The organism is Faecalibacterium sp. AF28-13AC (genome assembly GCF_003478405.1).
GTDB classification, from domain to species: Bacteria; Bacillota; Clostridia; order Oscillospirales; family Ruminococcaceae; genus Faecalibacterium; species Faecalibacterium prausnitzii_E.
The window spans coordinates 36,387-55,612 of the sequence record NZ_QUFG01000003.1 but is presented as its reverse complement, the minus strand read 5'-3'; the positions used below and the strand labels follow the sequence as shown (position 1 = coordinate 55,612).

Here is a 19,226-nt window from a genome sequence, read left to right as displayed (position 1 = left end):
GAAAAATCAGCCTTCCCCCTTGCAAAATCGTGCCAAATGCGGTATCCTAGATGCACAGTTTAGCTCTTTATCACGGTAAAGCGATAAAACAAGGGCGTTCGAGGAGGACTTTGGGATGAGAATGAAACGATTCCTTTCGATGTTTGTGGCGGGTGCGATGGCACTCAGCCTGGCAGCCTGCGGCGGGGCCGCATCCACGTCTGCGGCTGCTTCGGCTTCCGGCTCTGCGGCAGGCTCTGCTGCATCCGCTTCGGCCGACAGCGACCTGGCCTATATCCAGGGCAAGGGCAAGATGGTCATCGGCTACACGGTGTATGCACCGATGAACTACACCGATGACGAGGGCAACTTCACCGGTTTTGATACCGAGCTGGCCACCGCCGTCTGCGAGAAGCTGGGCGTGGAGCCGGAGTTCGTGGAGATCAACTGGGACACCAAGGTGGTCGAGCTGGACGCCAAGAGCATCGACTGCATCTGGAACGGCCTGACCCTGACCGATGAGATCAAGGAGAACACCGCCGCCACCAGGCCCTACGCCAAGAACGCACAGGTCGTGGTCGTGAAGGACGGCATGGAGTACACCTCTACGGCGGACCTCGTGGGCAAGACTGTGGTCGCAGAAGCCGGTTCCGCCGGTGAGTCGGCCATTGCAGACGATGCAAGCCTGTCGCAGGCCGATTACATCTCCAAGAGCGTCCAGACCGACTGCCTGATGGAGGTGGCCGCCGGTACCGCAGATGCCGCTGTGCTGGACCTGACCCTGGCCAACGCGATGATCGGTGAGGGCACCGACTATGCAGACCTGAAGATCGTCGATGAGCTGAACGCCGAGGAGTACGGCGTGGCCTTCCGCAAGGGCAGCGATGCCGCAGCGGCCGTCGATGAAGCGTTTGATGCGCTGAAGGCTGACGGCACCCTGAGCGCACTGGCCGAAAAGTACGAGCTGGCGCTGGCCGACTGATCGTAGACCGCAATGCAGAAAGCCGCTCCGTTCCGGGGCGGTTTCCGGTTGGAAGTACAAAAAAATGATGGGTGTGTTTTTGTGTCTGTGATTCTTGGGCGCCTATCCGGCGCATTCCTGCTCAACTGTGAGCTGTTTGCCCTGACGCTGCTGTTCGCGCTGCCGCTGGGCCTTGTGGTGTCGTTTGGCTCCATGAGCCGCTGCAAGCCGCTGAGCGCCGCGGTCAAGACCTTCGTCTGGATCATCCGCGGCACCCCGCTGATGCTGCAGATCATCGTCATCTACCTTGGCCCCGGTCTGCTGGGGATGAGCAACCCCTGGCCCTCCGGCTCCGGCGGGCGGATGGTGGCAGCCGTGGTGGCGTTTGCCATCAACTATGCCTGCTACTTCTCGGAGATCTACCGCGGCGGCATCGAGGCAGTGCCCAAAGGCCAGACTGAGGCCGGGGAGGTGCTGGGCATGACGAAGACGCAGATCTTCTTCAAAGTCACGCTGCTGCAGGTCATCAAGCGTATCCTGCCCCCGATGGGCAACGAGATCATCACGCTGGTCAAGGATACCTCGCTGGCGAATACCATCGCCAACAAGGAGATCATCATGATGGCCAAGGAATACAGTGCAAAGGGCCTGATCTGGCCGCTGTTCTCCACGGCCATCTTCTTCCTGGTCTTCGTCGGTGTGCTGACCGTTCTGTTCAACTGGCTTGAGAAAAAGCTCGATTATTTCCGCTGCTAAGGGAGGGGTTCAATTATGGCATTGCTCGAAGCCTCCGGCATCGGGAAAAATTTCGGGGACACCCACGTCCTCAAGGACATTTCGCTCACTCTGGAGCAGGGCGAGGCGCTGGCCATCATCGGCTCGTCGGGTTCCGGCAAGACGACCCTGCTGCGCTGCCTGAATTTTCTGGAACGGCCGGACACCGGCGTCATCAAGGTGAACGGCGAGACCATGTGGGACGCCGCCGACCCCGCCACCCAGCGGGAGAGCGAAGTGCGCAAGAAGCGTCTCCACTTTGGTCTGGTGTTCCAGAACTTCAACCTTTTCCCGCAGTACACCGCGCTGCAGAACGTCATGCTGGCGGGTGAGCTGCTGGCCAAAGAGCGCCCGGACTACAAGGCCCGCAAAAAAGCTATCCACGCCGAGCTGGAGCAGCAGGCAAAGGAGCTTCTGGCCCAGATGGGTCTGTCGGAGCGTGCCGGACACTATCCGCACCAGCTGTCCGGCGGCCAGCAGCAGCGCGTGGCCATTGCCCGTGCGCTGGCCCTGCACCCGGACATCCTCTGCTTCGACGAGCCGACCTCGGCCCTCGACCCGGAGCTGACCGGTGAAGTGCTGCGCGTCCTGCGCGACCTTGCCGACCGCAAGACGACCATGATCATCGTCACCCACGAGATGCACTTCGCCCGCGATGTGGCGGACCGCATCCTCTTCATGGATGGCGGCGTGGTCGTGGAGGAAGGCCCCGCCAAAGAGCTCATCGACCACCCCCAGGAGGAGCGCACAAAGCAGTTCCTCGCCCACTATTCTGAATGACCGCATCTGCCCCCGGAGAGGTTGCCTTTCCGGGGGCGGTTTTGCTATAATAGATTCGAACAGGAAGGAGGGAGTTCCGGTATGACGACAAAACGAGAACAGGCTATGCGCAATGCGGTGGCGTCTGCGCGGATGGAGGGGCTTCCGGTCTCCAAACAGACGGAGCGCGATTGTGTGCGCTATCTGGAAGGACGAATCGATACGGCGACCCTTGTGCAGGAAATCCTGAACCGGCAGCGTGGGCAGGACCGGCCAGCCCGGAGGTGAACCATTTCTGCGGTCTTTCGCGGGAACGTTTTGCAGAGGAGCTTCTGGACCTCTATGAACGGACCAATGAGCTGCATCCGTTCCGGGAAGGGAATGGGCGGACGCAGCGTGTGTTTCTGGCCCAGCTGGCGCAGAATGCAGGCTATCGGCTGGATTTTTCCTGTGTGGATGCCGATGAGCTGATGATCGCAACGATATACGCCGCACAGGGTATCGACCTGCCGCTGAAAGAGATGCTGGACAAGATCATAAAAGAATGACCAAAACTGCCCCCGGAGAGGCTGCCTTTCCGGGGGCGGTTTTGCACTCCATGCAGGAAAACCGCCTGGACGACCGTTTTATGGAGTGAAAGGATGTGGAACTCGATGAAACGGAAGCGTTCTGCGCGGAACCGCCGGGCACGGCGGTGTCTGTTTTTGATCTTGCTGGCTCTGCTGGCACTGCTGCTGATATGGCCCCGGACGGTCCATCTGGAGGGACTGGTCAGCCCGTATGCCATTCTGGTGGATGCCGACAGCGGAGAGGCAGTGGCAGAAAAAAAGGCGGATGTGAGCATCTACCCGGCCTCGATGACCAAAGTGATGACGGCCCTTCTGGCCCTTGAGGCAAACCCAGACCTGGAACAGCCGGTGACGCTGCCGGAGGACATCTTCCCGGAATTGCGGGCCGAGGGCGCATCGATGGCGGGGTTTCGGCCCGGTGAGACGGCTACCGTGCGGGACCTGTTATACGGTGCGCTCCTGCCCTCCGGCGCGGAGTGCTGCGAGGCGCTGGCGCGGGAAGTGAGCGGTTCGGAGGAAGCCTTTGTGGAGTTGATGAACCAGAAGGCGGCAGAGCTGGGGATGCGTTCCACCCACTTCTGCAACTCCACCGGCCTGCACGACCCGGAGCATGTCTCCACCGTGCGGGATATGGCCCGGCTGCTGCGGGCTGCGATGCAGAACGAGACCTTCCGTGCCATCCTGAGCGCCGGGCGCTACGCCGTCCCGGCGACGGACCTGCATCCGGAGGGCTTTACAATGACGAGCACTTTCTGGGAAGAGCTGGGCGATGTCTCCCTGTGGAGGGGGCAGTTCCTGGGCGGCAAAACCGGCTATACCAGCGCGGCGGGGCTTTGTCTGGCCAGTGCCGCACAGGTGAAGGGGAAACGGTACATCCTCGTCACGGCGGGTGCGCAGGGGAACCACGGCACCGAGCCTTACCATATCGAAGATGCTGTCCGGGTCTACCGCCAGCTGACTCGCTGAGATATGAGCAGAATCACTAATTTTTACGAGGAATCCTTGTTGAAGCTTATCAAAAGGAGACTCTTGAAAAATTACCGCAATCTGATATAATCACATTCGTGAAAACCACAACGTCCTGCCCCTTTTCCGGCAGGGCGTTTTTGTCGGCAAAAAATCGGTTTTGTTGCTTTTGATGACCCCCAAAGGAGGGCACTGACATGACAAAAGATATGACACAGGGCAGCCCGCTCAGGCTGATCCTCGCCTTTGCGGTCCCGCTGATGCTGGGCAGCCTGTTTCAGCAGTTCTACAATCTGGCCGATACCATCATCGTGGGCCGGTTCGTCGGTGTGGAAGCGCTGGCGGCGGTCGGCAGCGTGGGCGGCCTGAACTATCTGGTGCTGGGCTTCGTCAACGGCATCGCCTGCGGCTTCTCCATCCCCATTTCGTGGACGTTCGGCGCGAAGGACTACCGTGAGATGCGCCGTTACACCGCCAACGCCGTCTGGCTGTCGCTCTTCTTTGCGGCGGTGCTCACCGTGGTCACGGTTGCCATGACCCGCTCCATCCTGGTCTGGACCAATACCCCGGACAACATCATCGACCTGGCGGATGTCTACATCCGCACCATTTTTGTGGGCATCCCGTTCACCCTGCTGTACAATATGACCAGCGCCCTGATGCGCGCTCTGGGCGACAGCAAGCGCCCGCTCTACTTCCTGCTGGTGGCGAGCTTCCTGAACATCGGGCTGGACCTGCTCTGCATCATCGTGTTCCGGATGGGCGCCTTCGGTGCGGCGTTCGCCACCGTGTTCAGCCAGGCCGTGGCCGGTCTGGGCAGTCTGCTCTATATCCTCAAACATTACGGGGAGCTGCGCTGGTCCAGAGAAGAGGGGCAGCTCAGCAGGACGCACTGCGCCAAGCTCTGCAGCATGGGCATCCCCATGGGCCTGCAGTGCAGCATCACGGCCATCGGCAGCGTCGTGCTGCAGGGTGCCGTCAATGGTCTGGGCAGCGACATCGTGGCAGCACAGACGGCCGGCGGCAAGGCGGCGCAGTTCCTCGCCGTCCCGCTGGAGAGCATCGGCACGGCCATGACCACCTACGCCAGCCAGAACATGGGCGCACACGACCTGAACCGCGTGAACAGGGGCGTCAATACCGCGCTGGGCATCGGCGTGGTGTACAGCATCGCGTCCTTCCTCATCCTGCGCGTGGCGGATAAGCCCCTCATCGGACTCTTCTTGGAGAGCGATCAGACCGAGATCATGGCCAACGCCCAGAGCTTCATTTTCTGGAACAGCGTCTTCTATATCCCGCTGGCAGTCCTCATCATCTACCGCTATACCATTCAGGGGCTGGGCTATTCCAGCCTGGCCATGTTCGCCGGGGTGGCCGAGATGGTCGCCCGTGCGCTGGTGGGCTTCCTGTTCGTGCCGCTGTGGGGTTACTTTGCCGCCTGCATCGCCAGCCCCGTGGCCTGGTTCTTTGCCTGCTTCTTCCTCATCCCGGCCTACATCGTGGTGTACCGCCGCCTGAAAAAGGAAAAGCTGGTGCCTCACGCAAACCTGTAAGGATCAAAAGAAGCGTTTTGCGATGACTGCATTGCAAAACGCTTCTTTTTATATTATACTGATTATAATTATGCCACAGAAAGGGCGGTGGAGCCGATGGAGCAGGAACTGGAACAGATCGAGGGTACGGTCGAAGACATCATCTACGAAAATACGGACAACGGCTACACCGTCTTTGAGATCTCCGGCGGCGGCGTCCTCACGGTGGTGTGCGGCGTGGTGGGGGAGCTGCATGCAGGCGAGAGCGTCGTCTGCCGCGGCAAGTATGAAAACCACGCCACCTATGGCCGCCAGTTCCACGCGCAGGAGTGCGAGACCGACATGCCCAAGGATCTGGAAGCCGTCTATGCCTTCCTCGCCAGCGGCTCGCTGCCCTACATCGGGGCGCGCACGGCCACGAAAATCCTCGACAAGTTCGGGGCACAGGCACTGGAGATCATTGCGAATGACCCGGCCCAGCTGACCACCATCTCCGGCATCTCGGCGGACAAGGCCGACCGCATCCAGCAGGAGTTCAAGCGGATGTTCGGGATGCGGGAGCTCATCGCCTATCTAGCGCAGTTTGAGATCAGCCCCCGCCGCGCGATGGAGGTGTTCCGGGTGTTTGGCCCCAGCGCCATGAACGCCATCTCCTCCAACCCCTATCTGCTCTGCGGCGAGCCGCTGCAGCTGGATTTCCGCCACGCTGACAGCATCGCCCAGTATTATCACATGGAAGGGGACTGCACCCAGCGGCTGGAAGCCGCCCTTCTGCGCACCCTGCGCCACAATGCGGGCAACGGTCACACCTGCCTGCCCCGTGCGCAGTTGCTGGAAACGGCCTCCAATTTCATCCACCAGCCGCCGGAAAAGCTGGCCAAAGCGCTGGACCAGTGCATCGAAACGGACGAACTCAGCGTCCGGATGTTTGAGGGCACACCCTACATCTACCTGCCCGACCTGCTGGCCGCTGAACAGGACATCGCCGACCGGCTGGCCCTGCTGGCCAAGCGGGAGAAGCAGACCGTCCGCGACCTGGACAAGAACATCCAGGTATTGGAGCTGACCCAGGGCTTTGCCTATGCACCGCTGCAAAAAGAGGCCATCCGCAAGGCGATGACCGAGAACTGCCTCGTCCTCACCGGCGGCCCCGGCACCGGCAAGACCACCACCGTGAATGCCATCCTGCAATTGCTGGAACATCAGGCCGAGCGGGTGGCCCTCTGCGCTCCCACGGGCCGCGCGGCCAAGCGGCTGAGCGAGCTGACCGGCCGGAAGGCCTCCACCATCCACCGCCTGCTCGAAGTGGACTACACCGGCGGCGTGGTCAGCTTCATCCACAATGACAAGAACCTGCTCAAGTGCGATGTCGTCATCCTCGACGAGATGAGCATGGTGGACGTCAAGCTGTTTCAGGCGCTTATCGCGGCGCTGCGGTACAGCTGCCGCATCCTGATGGTGGGCGATGCCGACCAGCTGCCCAGCGTCGGCCCCGGCAACATCCTGGGCGAGGTCATCCGCTCCGAGCGGGTGCCCACCGTCTGCCTGAACGAGATCTTCCGGCAGGCCAAACGGAGCCTCATCGTGGAGAACGCCCACCATATCATTTCCAGTGAGCCGCTGCAAAAAGGCGGCAAGACCGACGACTTTTTCTTTCTGGAATCGGACGGCGACGCGGCCCAGAAACTGGTCTGCGACCTTGTCACAACCCGCCTGCCCCGGAGCTACGGCTTCGACCCCGTCCGGGATATCCAGGTGCTCTGCCCGACCAAGCTCGGCCCCACCGGCACCCAGGCGCTGAACGTGGAGCTGCAGAACCTGCTCAACCCGGAGCAGAAGGGCAAACCCCAGCTGCAGAGCGCGGCCCGCGTCTTCCGGGTGGGAGACAAGGTGATGCAGGTGCGCAACAATTACGAGATCGTCTGGCAGCGGGTCGGCGGGGAACAGGGCGTGGGCGCCTACAACGGCGACATCGGCATCGTGGAGTCCATCAACATGCGGGAGCGCTCGATGGTGGTCCGGATGGACGACCGGCGGCTGCTCTACCCGGCGGAGAACCTCAACGAACTGGAGATCGCCTACGCCATCACGGTGCACAAGAGCCAGGGCAGCGAGTTCCCGGCGGTGATCCTGCCGGTGGCGCAGGTGCCGCCCCGGCTGTGCTACCGGAACCTGTTCTACACCGGCGTCACCCGCGCACGGAAGCTCTGCATCGTGACCGGGCGGCGGGATGTCGTGAACCGGATGATGGGCAATGTGCGCCAGAACCTGCGGTACAGCGGCCTGTGCACCCTGCTGCAGCAGGCCCTGCCCGCCGAACAGCAGAAACTTGAGGAATGACGCAGGAAACCGCTGCTTTGTGCAAGAACGCGGGTGTACTTTTCCGAGCGGTTATGTTATACTATAATGTGTTTGATTACCCGGCCGGGGAGACCGGCATTCAGATAGGAACAGGGAAAGCAGAGAAAGGATCTTCGTATTATGGCACAGAATGATATCGGTATCGACCTTGGTACCACGACCATCATCATCGCGCAGGAGGGCACCGGCGTGGTGCTCAATCAGCCCAGCGTGGTGGCGGTGGATACCCGCAAGAACTCGGTGCTGGAGGTTGGCGACAAGGCGCTGGCCATGGTGGGCCGCACCCCGAACTATATTTCCGCGATCTTCCCGCTGAAGGACGGCGTCATCAGCGACCACACCATGACCCGCGAGCTCATCTGCCGGTTCGTCAATCAGGTGTACAGCTCCCACATGGTCAAGCCCCGCGTGGCGGTCTGTGTGCCTGCGGCCATCACCGGCATCGAGAGCGACGCCGTGGTCGAGGCGGTCATGGCAGCCGGTGCGCGTCAGGTCTACCTCATTGATGAGCCCATCGCCGCAGCCCTCGGCTCCGGCATCGACATCACCCAGCCCGACGGCCGGATGATCATCGACATCGGCGGCGGCACCACGGACATCGCGGTGCTGAGCCTGGGCGGCAAGGTCAAGGCCACCAGCGTCCGCGTGGCGGGCAACCACTACGATGACGAGATCTTGAAGCATGTGCGCAACAAGTTCAGCATCGCCATCGGTCAGCGCACCGCCGAACAGCTGAAAAAGAACGTGGCCTGCTGCCCTCAGAAGGCCGATTTCAACGAGACGATGGAGGTCAAGGGCCGCAGCCTGCTGACCGGCCTGCCCATCCGGGTGAACGTCTCCACCAGCGACCTGTATGAGCCGGTCATGATGCTGAGCGAGCAGATCGGCACGGCGGCCCATCAGGTGCTGGAAAAGACCCCGCCGGAGCTGGCCGGCGACATCTTCCGCAACGGCGTGGTGCTGACGGGCGGCGGTGCCCAGCTGCACGGCCTGCCGGAGTACCTGAGCCAGGAACTCAAGGTCAACGTGGAGGTCTCGCCCGACCCTGTGAACTGTGTGGCGCTGGGCACGGCCATGAGCCTGAGTGTGCGCGACCGGCTGGAGACCGGCTTTACGGATGCGACTCCCCGCATCGGCCGCCGCTGAGCGAAAAAGACGTACTTCACGGTTTGGAAAAAATTGCGATATTTTTTGTTCATCGTTGTTGAATCGGGCCGGAAAATATTGTATAATGTTTTCAAATCGGTTTTTGCGGGCGGAGCCATGCGCTTTGACCGCAGAAGAATAAATGACTAGGAGGAAGAACATGAATCTGGGTTCTGATGTGGTTATCACCATTACCGGTATCGTATTGGTGTTTGCCATCCTTGTCCTGCTGATGGCGATCATCACGCTGGAGGGCAAGATCTTCGACGGCATGAATGTCAGGAAGGCAGCAGCAAAGGCTGCACCCAAGGCTCCCGCTGCAAAGCCGGCCGCACCTGTTCAGCAGGCTGCTGCTCCTGCTCCTGTGGTGGAAGAGGGCATCCCCGGCGATGTGGTGGCTGCGATCATGGCAGCGATCCACGCAATGGGCAACGGAAAGTACACCCTCAAGGCCGTGCGCCGCAGCAAGAATGGCTGGGGCAAGGCCGGTGTCAACGACACCACCGCACCTTTTTAACACAGGAGGAAGAACATGACACAGTTTATCAGCACTCTGGTCGGTATTTTCCAAAGCTCTGGCTTCGCCCGCTTCGGCGAGCCGGGCGGCTACCTGTACGCAATCATGATTTGCGTCGGCTGCTTCTTGCTGTACCTGGCCATTGTGAAGGAATTTGAGCCCCTGATCCTGCTGCCCATGGCGTTCGGCATGATCCTTGCCAACCTGCCCGGCAGCGGCATCATCCACATGCAGTATTTCGTCGGCGATGGTCTGGAGCACCCGATGTGGGTCGAGATCCTGAACAACGGCGGTCTGGCCGATATGCTCTACATGGGCGTCAAGCTGGGCATCTACCCGCCGCTGATCTTCCTGGGCATCGGCACCATGACCGACTTCGCACCCCTGATCTCCAACCCCAAGAGCCTGCTGCTGGGCGCTGCAGCCCAGTTCGGCATCTTCGGCACCTACATGGGTGCCCGCCTGCTGGCAGCCACCGGCCTGGTGGACTTCACCCAGAAGCAGTCTGCTGCCATCGCCATCATCGGCGGTGCAGACGGCCCGACCGCGATCTTCGTCACCTCCCGTCTGGCACCGGAGCTGCTGGGCAGCATCGCCGTGGCAGCATACAGCTACATGGCGCTGGTGCCTGTCATCCAGCCGCCCATCATGAAGGCTCTGACCACCAAGAAAGAGCGTACCGTCGTGATGAAGCAGCTGCGCACCGTGACCAAGACCGAGAAGATCGTCTTCCCCATCATGGTCACCATCATCGTCTCCCTGATCGTTCCGGATGCCGCCGTTCTGGTCGGTATGCTGATGCTGGGCAACCTGATGAAGGAGTCCGGTGTCGTGGATCGTATCCAGAAGACCGCCGGCAATGAGCTGATGAACATCATCACCATCTTCCTGGCGCTGTCCGTTGGCTGCACCACCTCTGCCAACACCTTCCTGAACACCCGCACCCTGTTCATCATCGTGCTGGGCCTGATCGCATTCTCCTTCGGCACCGCAGCCGGTGTTCTGTGCGGCAAGGTCATGTATGCACTGACCGGCGGCCAGGTCAACCCCCTGATCGGTTCCGCAGGCGTTTCCGCTGTTCCGATGGCGGCCCGCGTTTCTCAGAAGGTCGGCCAGAGCGAGAACCCCTCCAACTTCCTGCTGATGCACGCCATGGGCCCCAACGTCGCTGGCGTGATCGGTTCCGCCGTTGCTGCTGGTATTCTGATCAACATCTTCGGCTAAGCCCTGTTTTGGCAAATTGAGGATCCCAAACCGCCCATCTGTCGGCACTGCGCCGCAGATGGGCGGTTTTTTGTGCGGGAAACTCTGTGCAATAGGGATGAAATGTGATATACTATACCTTAGTGATTCATGGAAAATAGCTTAAAGAACAGGTGAAACAATGGCAATTGATCTCAGGCAGGAATTTTGCGCGCTGCGCGATACCTACATTGAAAAACAGTTCGGCCGCCTGAACGCGATGCAGCGGGAGGCTGTGTTTACCACCAACGGCCCGCTGCTGATCCTGGCAGGCGCCGGAAGCGGCAAGACGACCGTGCTGGTCAACCGCATCGCGAACCTCATCCGCTTTGGTGCGGCGCACGGCTCCCAGTGGGTGCCCCGCGAAGTGACCGAGGACGACGTCAAGGCGCTACGGATGGCCATCATGACGAACACCGATGCCCCTTCCTGGCTGGACGGGATGCTCCGCAAGGATGCGGTGCGCAGCTGGAACGTGATGGCGATCACCTTTACGAACAAGGCGGCAGGGGAGCTGAAGGAGCGCCTGCGGAACATGCTGGGCGGCGAAGAGGGCGACGAGGTGTTCGCCTCCACCTTCCACTCGGCCTGTGTGCGCATCCTGCGCCGCTGGGCCGAGGAGATCGGCTACCCCCGCAGCTTTACCATCTACGACACCGACGACACCCAGCGCGTGATGAAGAGCGTGTACAAAGAACTGAGCATCGACGACAAATTCTTCCCGGTCAAGAGCGCCATCAACCAGATGAGCCGCTGGAAGGACCAGCTCGTCAGCCCCGAAGAGGCCCTGCGCACCCCGGCGCGGGATACGAAAGGGGCGCTGGCGGCCAAAGTCTATGCGGCCTACGAAAAGAAGCTGAAGGATGCCGGTGCGTTCGATTTCGATGACCTCATCTACCAGACCGTCCAGCTGCTGGCCGGGAACGAGGAGGTGCGGCAGTTCTACCAGAACAAATACCGCTATCTGCTCGTGGACGAATACCAGGACACCAGCGTGGCACAGTTCCGCCTGGTCAGCCTGCTCACCGGGCCGGAAAAGAACATCTGCGTCGTCGGCGACGATGACCAGAGCATCTACCGGTTCCGCGGTGCCACCATCGAGAACATCCTCAACTTCGAGCGCATCTATCCCGGCACAAAGACCATTCGTCTGGAGCAGAATTACCGCTCGACCTCCAATATCCTGAACGCCGCCAACTGCGTCATCCAGCACAACACCGAACGCAAGGGCAAGACCCTCTGGACGAAGAACGGTGAGGGCGACAAGGTGCAGGTCTACACGGCGGAGAACGAGCAGGATGAGGCCATGCACATCGCAGATGTCATCGGCCAGCACCTCAAAGAGGGCGGGCATCTGGCAGACCACGCGGTGCTCTACCGGATGAACGCGCAGTCGGCCCCCATCGAAAGCTACTTCACCCGCGCCGGCATCCCGCATAAGATCGTGGGCGGCCAGCGCTTCAACGACCGCAAAGAGGTCAAGGACATCCACTCCTATATGTCCATCGTGGCCAATGCCCGCGACGACGTCCGCCTGCGCCGCATCATCAACGAACCGGCGCGGAAGATCGGCAACACGACCATCGAGGTCATCGCAGACCTTGCCGCGCAGGAGAACACGAGTATGCTGGAGATCATCAGCCACGCCGACCAGTACGCGCGGCTGGCCCGCTCCATCATGCCGATCCTGAAATTCTGGCAGATCTACGAGAAATTGCAGGAGTCGCTGGAAACACGGACGCTGGATGAATTTGCGTCCGACGTCATTGAGCTGAGCGGGTACAAGGCCATGCTCGAACAGGAGATCGCCAAGGGCCACGAGGACGCCGCCGACCGGCTGCAGAACCTGGGCCAGCTGGTCAATAACGTGAAAAACTACTGCGACCAGCACGGCGAGGAAGCCACGCTGGAAGGCTACCTCGAAGACATCGCCCTCATCAGCGACATCGACAGCTACAACGAAAGCAGCGATCAGGTGGTCCTGATGACCATCCACTCGGCCAAGGGGTTGGAATTTCCGTATGTGTTCCTCATCGGCATGGAGGAGGGCGTCTTCCCCAGCGAGATGAGCAAATACTCCGAGGCAGACCTCGAAGAGGAACGCCGCCTGGCCTATGTCGGCATCACCCGCGCCAAAAAGGAACTTTACATCTCCAACAGCGTGACCCGGATGCTTTACGGCCGCACCCAGCGCAACGAGCCCAGCCGCTTTTTGCGCGAGATCGAGCCGGAGTACATCGAGGAGACCCGCAGCCCGGCGCTGGAGCGCCGCTCTCAGCTGGGCGGCTGGGGCTCGGCCTACAGCGATACCGTGCCGGGCGGCGCATCGGGTTACTCCGGTGCCTCCGGCTGGGGCCGCAGCCGTTCCGGTTTCGGTTCCGGTTCCAGTTCCGGCAGCCGCTCCGGCTACCTGAATGCTGAATACAACGGCGGCAGCCGGGGCTTCGGGGCCGACTACGCCGGGCGGGGCGCATCCGGGTCCGCCAGCGTGGACAGCCACAGTCGTTCGGGCGGTTTTGGCTCTGGTTATGGCCGCGCCGCAGCCCCCAAGGCTCCGGCGAAACCGGTGCAGTTCACCGGGGCACCGGCGCCAAAGCCTGCCGCCAGCACCCCGAAACACTACGAGCCGGGGGATATCGTGGAGCATAAAGTGTTTGGCCGCGGCAAGGTGCTCAAGGTCAAGCCTGCCGCAGGCGACCAGATCGTAGAGATCAACTTTGAAAAGGTCGGCGTGAAGAAGACCATGGCGAACTTTGCGCCGCTGACAAAAATAACGGAGGAATGACAGATGATGACAGTCCGATTGATCGCGCATACGCCGGAGCCGGAAAAGGTGGTGGCTGCGGCGGCGAAGCTCTGCTATTCCGACGCCCACATCACCGACCTGCTGGACGGCCTGACCGAGGAGAAGACGGCCAGTTTCCTGACCATGCTCAGCGACCTTGGCCACGCCAGCCCCATAGAACATGCCAGCTTCACCTTTGGCATCGAGGGCGTCAGCCGCACCCTGTTGGCCCAGATCACCCGCCACCGCATCGCATCGTTCAGTGTGCAGAGCCAGCGCTATGTCCGGCTGGACGACTTCCGTTATGTCATCCCGCCGGAGATCGAGGCCATCCCCGAAGCGAAGGAAGCCTTCATCGCCAGCATGAACGAGGACGCGGCGCGCTACCTTGACCTCGTGAAAAAGCTGGAGGAGGGCCACACTGCCCGTCTGATGGCAGAGGGAATGCCCGAAAAACAGGCCCGCGCCAAGGCTTCCAAGCAGGCCAACGAGGACGCCCGCTTCGTGCTGCCCAATGCCTGCGAGACCAAGATGGTCGTCACCATGAACGCCCGTAGCCTGCAGAACTTCTTCCATCTGCGGTGCTGCAGCCGCGCCCAGTGGGAGATCCGGGCGCTGGCCGAAGAGATGCTGCGGCTGGTCTACCCGGTGGCACCCCATCTCTTCCGCACGGCCGGCCCGGCGTGTGTTTCCGGCCCCTGCCCGGAGGGCAGGATGTGCTGCGGCAAGACCACCGAGGTGCGGGCGCAGTATGCCGCTTTGAAGGGGGAACCCGTATGAGCCACGGAAAACTCATCGTGCTGGAAGGGCTGGACGGCAGCGGCAAGGCCACCCAGGCCAAGCGTCTGGCCGCAGCACTGGCCGCCGAGGGCAGGCTGGTGCGGGAGATCACCTTCCCGAATTATGCCAGCGATTCGAGCGCGCTGGTCCGGATGTATCTGGCCGGACAGTTCGGCGCGAGACCCGATGACGTGAATGCATACGCAGCATCGAGCTTTTATGCGGTGGATCGCTATGCGGGCTACAAAGCCGACTGGGGGAGATTCTACGAAGAGGGCGGCATCCTCATCGCAGACCGGTACACCACCTCCAATGCGGTGCACCAGTGCTCGAAGCTGCCGCCGGAAGAATGGGAGCAGTTTCTGCACTGGCTGTTCGATTACGAGTTCCATCTGCTGGGGCTGCCCGCACCGGACTGCGTGATCTATTTACAGGTGGACCCTGCCGTGAGCCAGAAGCTGATGACCCAGCGCTACCACGGCGACGAGAGCAAAAAGGACGTCCACGAAAAGGATGTGGAGTATCTGGCCCGCAGCCGCAGAGCGGCTGAGTTCTGCGCCGCGCATCTGGGCTGGCAGACCGTGCCCTGCACCTGCGGGGACGGGATGCGCAGCATTGAAGAGATCGGGCAGGAGGTCCGCCGACGGGTGGACGCGGCCCTTGCGGAATAACGCACAATCGACCTGTGCCGGGCAGGCGCAGGGATACCTATGCGTAGGAGGTAGGTGTTTTTATGTACCGTTTGATGCAGCCGTCCGACCGGGCGGAGATCCTGGCGCTGTGGCAGCGCGAACATGGGGAGGACGAAACCTTCCTCGCTAACGCCATCGAGCGCTTTGCCGGGGAGCAGAATGTCTATGTAGCGGAGGAAAATGACCACATCGAGGCCGTGGCCATGGCGGTGCCGGTCTCGCTGCAGGGGCGGCCCGGCTGCTGCCTGTACGGCCTGACCGGGCAGGGCAGCCTGATCCTGGCGGGCCTGGTAGACCATCTGTGCACCCAGCAGAAACTGAAAGGGGCCGGGTTCGTGGTCGTTGTGCCCAGCGGGAACGAGCAGGCGGCGCTATTGCAGGATAAGGGCTTCCAGTGGGCCTTCCCGCTGCGGTGCCTGCCCCGCGAGGTAGACCGCAACCTGTGGAGCCAGGCCGAGTTCGATACCGTCACGGCCAAAAAGCTCTGTGAGCTGCGGGCGAGATTCTGGCCCGACACCGTGCAGCTGCCGCCGGAACAGATGGCCGTGGTGCTGGGGGATCTGTACTCCCGCGGGGCCACCCTCGTCTCGAACGACAACGGCTACGGAATATATTTCCGCAAGGAGGACACCCTTTATTTTGTGGAGATGATGGCCACCGGCGACCGCGCCGCAGAGATTTTGATGGAAGCGGCCCGCGAAAAAGAGGTCATTGTGGAAAAGGCCGTCATCACCGTGGGTGCCGCGCAGAACCTCTTCCTTGGCGAGGGCACCCGGCAGGATTATGGAATGATCCGCTTCGAGGGCGAAGCCTTTGATGTGAGCGAGAGCTATATGCGGCTGATGTTGGACTGAAAGGAACATGCAGATGGCAAGTAACCATACAAGACCCCGCAAAAAAGGCGGTGCGCTGAAGATCCTGCTCGTGCTGCTGGTGCTCATGCTGGCGGCGGCGGGCGGCGCATTCCTGCTGGCAAAGCGCGAGATCGACGGCGGCACCCGGCAGGATGCCGTGACCGTGGAGATCGCGCAGGGCAGCGGTGTGAGCACCATTGCCCGGCAGCTGAAGGAAGCGGGCGTCATCCGGTTCCCGCAGCTGTTCCGGTGGTACGTCAGCCGCAAAGACGCGGCGGCGAAGCTTCAGTACGGCGAATTTTCGCTGGAACCCGGCAGCTCCTACGATGCGCTCATCGAGGCGCTTTCCGAGTATGCCAAAGCAGATTCCGTCCGCCTGACCTTCCCGGAGGGCACGACGGCCATCGCCATCGCGCAGAAGATGGAACAGGCCGGGCTGTGCACCGCAAAGGAGTTTCTCGAAGAGGCCAACACCGGCGATTTCAGCGAATACACGTTCTGGCAGTATGTCCCCGATGACACGGATGCCCCAGACCGTTTCCTGAAATGTGAGGGCTATCTCTTCCCGGATACCTACGAATTCCTCGCGGATGATACGGTGCACAACTACGTTGCAACGTTCTATTCGCATTTTGACCGGCAGTTCACCGACGCGATGTACAAGGAGCTGGATCAGCAGGGCCTGAGCCTTTCGGAGGTCATCACGCTGGCTTCCTTCGTGCAGGAGGAGGCCGGCAACGACCAGGACAACAATGTGGCCCAGGTCTTCCGCAACCGTCTGGCAGAAGGCTCGCCCTACCCCAAGCTGCAGAGCAACACGTCCAGCTATGTTCAGAGCGATGCAGACAACAACTATCTCTGGAACTGGGTGGCCCCCTGGTACGGCGGCTGGGAGAAGATCCCCGAAAACATCCGCAATGCCTACGACACCTACACCTGCACTGGCCTGCCCGCCGGGCCGATCTCGAACCCCGGTCTGGCTGCCATCCGGGCTGCGCTGGCCCCCCAGCCCGATGCGGAGGTCCAGGACTGCTATTTCTTCGTGACCGACCTCAGCGGCCAGTATTACTACGCCCGCACCTATGCGGAGCATCAGACCAACTGCCAGAAGGCAGCGGATGTGAACAGCTCGCTTGCGGCAAAAAAATGAGAGCGAAGCCCTTGTGCTGACGGAAAACGCAATGGTTGACCGGTTGGCCAGGGGCTCTCCCTTTGGGAGAGGGTAAGCTCGTTTAGGAGAATGATTATGTTACAGATCCCGGAACTTCTGTCCCCCGCGGGCGATTTGGAGCGCCTGCGCTACGCCATCAACTACGGTGCAGATGCCGTTTATTGCAGCCTGCCCGAATTCGGGATGCGCTCGGCCCCGGCCAACTTCACGCCGGAACAGCTGACCGAGGGCGTCATCTATGCCCATGCCCGCGGCCGCAAGGTCTATCTGACCATGAACACCCTGCCCACCAATGAAGAGGCCGACCGTCTGCCGGACGCCATCCGGAGCGCGGCCGCAGCGGGCGTGGATGCCTTCATCGTGGCAGACCTGGGTGTGCTGGAAGCCTGCAAGCAGTTCGCGCCGGATATTGATGTCCACATGTCCACCCAGACCGGCATCACCAACTGGGCCGCTGCCCGTGCGGCCTACAACCTGGGAGCCAGACGGGTGGTGCTGGCCCGTGAGCTGACGCTGCAGGACATTGCCACCATCCGGGATAAGACCCCGCCGGAACTGGAGATCGAGGCCTTTGTCCACGGTGCCATGTGCATGAGCGTGTCGGGCCGGTGCCTGCTGTCCAACTACCTGACGGGCCGCGACTCCAACCGGGGCCAGTGCGCCCAGCCCTGCCGCTGGAAATACTACCTGAGCGAGGAGACCCGCCCCGGCCAGCTGTATGAGATCGGCGAGAACGAGGATGGGAGCTACATCCTGAACGCCAACGACATGTGCACGGCACCGTTCCTGGACCTCATCTGCAAGGCGGGCGTGGACAGCCTGAAGATCGAGGGCCGCGCCAAGACGTTCTACTACGTTGCCAGCGTGACGGCCGCCTACCGCCGCGCACTGGACCAGTATCTGGCTGACCCGATGAACGACAACTTTGAGCTGCCGGACGAGGTGCTGGCCGAGCTGACCCGCACCAGCCACCGCCACTATTCGCCGGGCTTCTACTTTGGCCGCGAGCAGGCCAAACAGGCCACCGACAGCGCCACCTACATCCGCGAGTGGGAGTTCGTGGGCACTGTGGACAGCTGGGAGAACGGCATCGCCAGCTGCCAGCAGCGGGGCAAGTGGAGCCTGGGCGACACGCTGGAAGTGCTCTGCCCGGACGGCCGCAGCATCCCGCTGCACCCGGAGTGGATCCGGAACGAGGCAGGGGAGAAGGTGGAGTCCACACCCCATGCGATGGAAAAATACACCATCCCCACCCCGGAACTGCCCCCCATGAGCCTGCTGCGGCGCAAGGTCTGAGGTTTCCGTTCCATACAGCAAAAAAATCCCGCCATTTGGCGGGATTTTTTTCGTCAGAGCGTATCCAGAACGTTGCGCGCCTTCCGGATGGTCTCTTCGCTCGTCTGCCACAGCTCGAACTCGGAGAAGCCAGGCAGGCCCATGGGGACGCCCTCCCGGCGGAAGGTCATCCGGCTGTCCAGCACCTGCTTGCCGGAAAGGTGGAAGCTGTGCGCACCGGTCTGTTTGGCCAGTGCAGGGAGGTTGGCCGGGGAGACGCCTGCGCCCACCAGAATCTCGATGCGCCCGGCGGCGCAGTCCACAAGCTGCCGGAGCAGGGGTGCCCCGGCGGGGGCGCTGGCGGCCTGGCCGCTGGTCAGAATGGTGGAAAGCCCCAGAGCACAGGCCGTGTCCAGCGCCGCGAAGGGGTCGCGGCAGACGTCAAAGGCGCGGTGGAGGGTGAGTGCAACGGGGCGGCCCGCTTTGGCGGCGGCTTCGCGGGCGGCCTCGTAGATGGGGCGCAGAGCCTCTGCATCCAGCACACCGTCCGGGGTCAGCACACCGGTGACGATGCCGTCTGCCCCGGCGGCGACGAGGGCGGCGGCAGATTCTTTCATCTGGGCCAGCTCCCAGCGGTCGTAGCAGAAATCACCGAAGCGGGGGCGGAGCAGAGCGCGGACGGGCAGGCCGGTGGTCTCCTTGACCTGCCGCACCAGCGCAAGGCTGGGGGTGGTGCCGCCCACGATGAGGTCGGCGCAGAGCTCCAGCCGGTCGGCTCCGCCGCGCTGAGCCGCAAGGGCACTGGCGGTGCTGTCAACACAAACTTCTAACGTATAGGGCATGAAAAACCTCCTTTGATACAG

Annotated in this window: 18 protein-coding genes; 17 read left to right on the top strand and 1 reads right to left on the bottom strand. The window is 61.8% G+C overall.

Annotated elements, in window-relative coordinates:
- Positions 1 to 121 precede the first annotated feature (121 nt).
- The 17 genes from DWY95_RS04635 (at position 122) to DWY95_RS04560 (ending at position 18,384) form a co-directional block, all read left to right on the top strand.
- The gene (locus tag DWY95_RS04635; protein ID WP_118552777.1) at positions 122 to 961 is read left to right on the top strand and encodes a transporter substrate-binding domain-containing protein; all 840 of its coding nucleotides are present in this window, start codon (positions 122 to 124) and stop codon (positions 959 to 961) included.
- Between the two features lie 87 nt (positions 962 to 1,048).
- Positions 1,049 to 1,696, top strand: coding sequence for an amino acid ABC transporter permease (locus DWY95_RS04630; RefSeq protein ID WP_187116962.1), 648 nt, complete (start codon positions 1,049 to 1,051; stop codon positions 1,694 to 1,696).
- A 15-nt stretch (positions 1,697 to 1,711) separates the two neighbouring features.
- The gene (locus DWY95_RS04625) at positions 1,712 to 2,494 is read left to right on the top strand and encodes an amino acid ABC transporter ATP-binding protein (RefSeq protein ID WP_097793340.1); all 783 of its coding nucleotides are present in this window, start codon (positions 1,712 to 1,714) and stop codon (positions 2,492 to 2,494) included.
- Positions 2,495 to 2,575: 81 nt separating this feature from the next.
- On the top strand, positions 2,576 to 2,761 hold the full coding sequence (locus tag DWY95_RS17320; protein WP_158577517.1) for an antitoxin VbhA family protein: 186 nt from the start codon (positions 2,576 to 2,578) through the stop codon (positions 2,759 to 2,761).
- Entirely contained in the window at positions 2,758 to 3,021 is a 264-nt protein-coding gene (locus DWY95_RS04620; RefSeq protein WP_243082582.1) for a Fic family protein, read from the top strand. Before DWY95_RS17320 ends, DWY95_RS04620 begins: the two co-directional genes overlap by 4 nt.
- Positions 3,022 to 3,126: 105 nt before the next feature.
- Positions 3,127 to 4,008, top strand: coding sequence for a D-alanyl-D-alanine carboxypeptidase family protein (locus DWY95_RS04615; RefSeq protein ID WP_118552566.1), 882 nt, complete (start codon positions 3,127 to 3,129; stop codon positions 4,006 to 4,008).
- A gap of 197 nt (positions 4,009 to 4,205) precedes the next feature.
- Entirely contained in the window at positions 4,206 to 5,561 is a 1,356-nt protein-coding gene (locus DWY95_RS04610; protein WP_118552565.1) for an MATE family efflux transporter, read from the top strand.
- Between the two features lie 96 nt (positions 5,562 to 5,657).
- On the top strand, positions 5,658 to 7,880 hold the full coding sequence (locus DWY95_RS04605) for an ATP-dependent RecD-like DNA helicase (RefSeq protein WP_118552564.1): 2,223 nt from the start codon (positions 5,658 to 5,660) through the stop codon (positions 7,878 to 7,880).
- 141 nt (positions 7,881 to 8,021) lie between these two features.
- Positions 8,022 to 9,047: a rod shape-determining protein gene (locus DWY95_RS04600; RefSeq protein WP_097793345.1), complete on the top strand. Its 1,026-nt coding sequence runs from the start codon at positions 8,022 to 8,024 to the stop codon at positions 9,045 to 9,047.
- A gap of 160 nt (positions 9,048 to 9,207) precedes the next feature.
- Complete coding sequence (locus DWY95_RS04595) at positions 9,208 to 9,564, top strand: OadG family protein (RefSeq protein ID WP_097793346.1); 357 nt, start codon at positions 9,208 to 9,210, stop codon at positions 9,562 to 9,564.
- Positions 9,565 to 9,579: 15 nt separating this feature from the next.
- Positions 9,580 to 10,788 (top strand): sodium ion-translocating decarboxylase subunit beta, encoded by a 1,209-nt coding sequence (locus DWY95_RS04590; protein WP_118552563.1) that lies wholly within the window; start codon positions 9,580 to 9,582, stop codon positions 10,786 to 10,788.
- Positions 10,789 to 10,948: 160 nt separating this feature from the next.
- On the top strand, positions 10,949 to 13,591 hold the full coding sequence (locus tag DWY95_RS04585) for a UvrD-helicase domain-containing protein (protein ID WP_118552562.1): 2,643 nt from the start codon (positions 10,949 to 10,951) through the stop codon (positions 13,589 to 13,591).
- Positions 13,592 to 13,594: 3 nt separating this feature from the next.
- Positions 13,595 to 14,371, top strand: coding sequence for an FAD-dependent thymidylate synthase (gene thyX, locus DWY95_RS04580; RefSeq protein WP_118552561.1), 777 nt, complete (start codon positions 13,595 to 13,597; stop codon positions 14,369 to 14,371).
- Entirely contained in the window at positions 14,368 to 15,042 is a 675-nt protein-coding gene (locus tag DWY95_RS04575) for a deoxynucleoside kinase (protein WP_118552560.1), read from the top strand. Before thyX ends, DWY95_RS04575 begins: the two co-directional genes overlap by 4 nt.
- Before the next feature lie 62 nt (positions 15,043 to 15,104).
- Positions 15,105 to 15,917 (top strand): hypothetical protein, encoded by an 813-nt coding sequence (locus DWY95_RS04570; protein WP_118552559.1) that lies wholly within the window; start codon positions 15,105 to 15,107, stop codon positions 15,915 to 15,917.
- Positions 15,918 to 15,930: 13 nt separating this feature from the next.
- The gene (mltG, locus tag DWY95_RS04565; protein WP_118552558.1) at positions 15,931 to 17,067 is read left to right on the top strand and encodes an endolytic transglycosylase MltG; all 1,137 of its coding nucleotides are present in this window, start codon (positions 15,931 to 15,933) and stop codon (positions 17,065 to 17,067) included.
- A 96-nt stretch (positions 17,068 to 17,163) separates the two neighbouring features.
- A complete protein-coding gene (locus tag DWY95_RS04560; RefSeq protein ID WP_118552557.1) occupies positions 17,164 to 18,384 on the top strand; it encodes a U32 family peptidase in 1,221 nt (406 codons plus the stop codon).
- Between the two features lie 53 nt (positions 18,385 to 18,437).
- On the opposite strand, the gene DWY95_RS04555 is transcribed toward DWY95_RS04560, so the two are convergent.
- Positions 18,438 to 19,205: a copper homeostasis protein CutC gene (locus DWY95_RS04555; protein WP_118552556.1), complete on the bottom strand. Its 768-nt coding sequence runs from the start codon at positions 19,203 to 19,205 to the stop codon at positions 18,438 to 18,440.
- Positions 19,206 to 19,226: the final 21 nt, after the last annotated feature.

Coding starts and splice junctions, on each gene's coding strand:
- DWY95_RS04595 (WP_097793346.1), top strand. CDS start 9,208: ATGAATCTGGGTTCTGATGTGGTTATCACCATTACCGGTATCGTATTG.
- DWY95_RS04600 (WP_097793345.1), top strand. CDS start 8,022: ATGGCACAGAATGATATCGGTATCGACCTTGGTACCACGACCATCATC.
- DWY95_RS04610 (WP_118552565.1), top strand. CDS start 4,206: ATGACAAAAGATATGACACAGGGCAGCCCGCTCAGGCTGATCCTCGCC.
- DWY95_RS04575 (WP_118552560.1), top strand. CDS start 14,368: ATGAGCCACGGAAAACTCATCGTGCTGGAAGGGCTGGACGGCAGCGGC.
- DWY95_RS04615 (WP_118552566.1), top strand. CDS start 3,127: ATGAAACGGAAGCGTTCTGCGCGGAACCGCCGGGCACGGCGGTGTCTG.
- DWY95_RS04590 (WP_118552563.1), top strand. CDS start 9,580: ATGACACAGTTTATCAGCACTCTGGTCGGTATTTTCCAAAGCTCTGGC.
- DWY95_RS04635 (WP_118552777.1), top strand. CDS start 122: ATGAAACGATTCCTTTCGATGTTTGTGGCGGGTGCGATGGCACTCAGC.
- DWY95_RS04560 (WP_118552557.1), top strand. CDS start 17,164: ATGTTACAGATCCCGGAACTTCTGTCCCCCGCGGGCGATTTGGAGCGC.
- DWY95_RS17320 (WP_158577517.1), top strand. CDS start 2,576: ATGACGACAAAACGAGAACAGGCTATGCGCAATGCGGTGGCGTCTGCG.
- DWY95_RS04555 (WP_118552556.1), bottom strand. CDS start 19,205: ATGCCCTATACGTTAGAAGTTTGTGTTGACAGCACCGCCAGTGCCCTT.
- DWY95_RS04585 (WP_118552562.1), top strand. CDS start 10,949: ATGGCAATTGATCTCAGGCAGGAATTTTGCGCGCTGCGCGATACCTAC.
- mltG (WP_118552558.1), top strand. CDS start 15,931: ATGGCAAGTAACCATACAAGACCCCGCAAAAAAGGCGGTGCGCTGAAG.
- thyX (WP_118552561.1), top strand. CDS start 13,595: ATGATGACAGTCCGATTGATCGCGCATACGCCGGAGCCGGAAAAGGTG.
- DWY95_RS04625 (WP_097793340.1), top strand. CDS start 1,712: ATGGCATTGCTCGAAGCCTCCGGCATCGGGAAAAATTTCGGGGACACC.
- DWY95_RS04570 (WP_118552559.1), top strand. CDS start 15,105: ATGTACCGTTTGATGCAGCCGTCCGACCGGGCGGAGATCCTGGCGCTG.
- DWY95_RS04605 (WP_118552564.1), top strand. CDS start 5,658: ATGGAGCAGGAACTGGAACAGATCGAGGGTACGGTCGAAGACATCATC.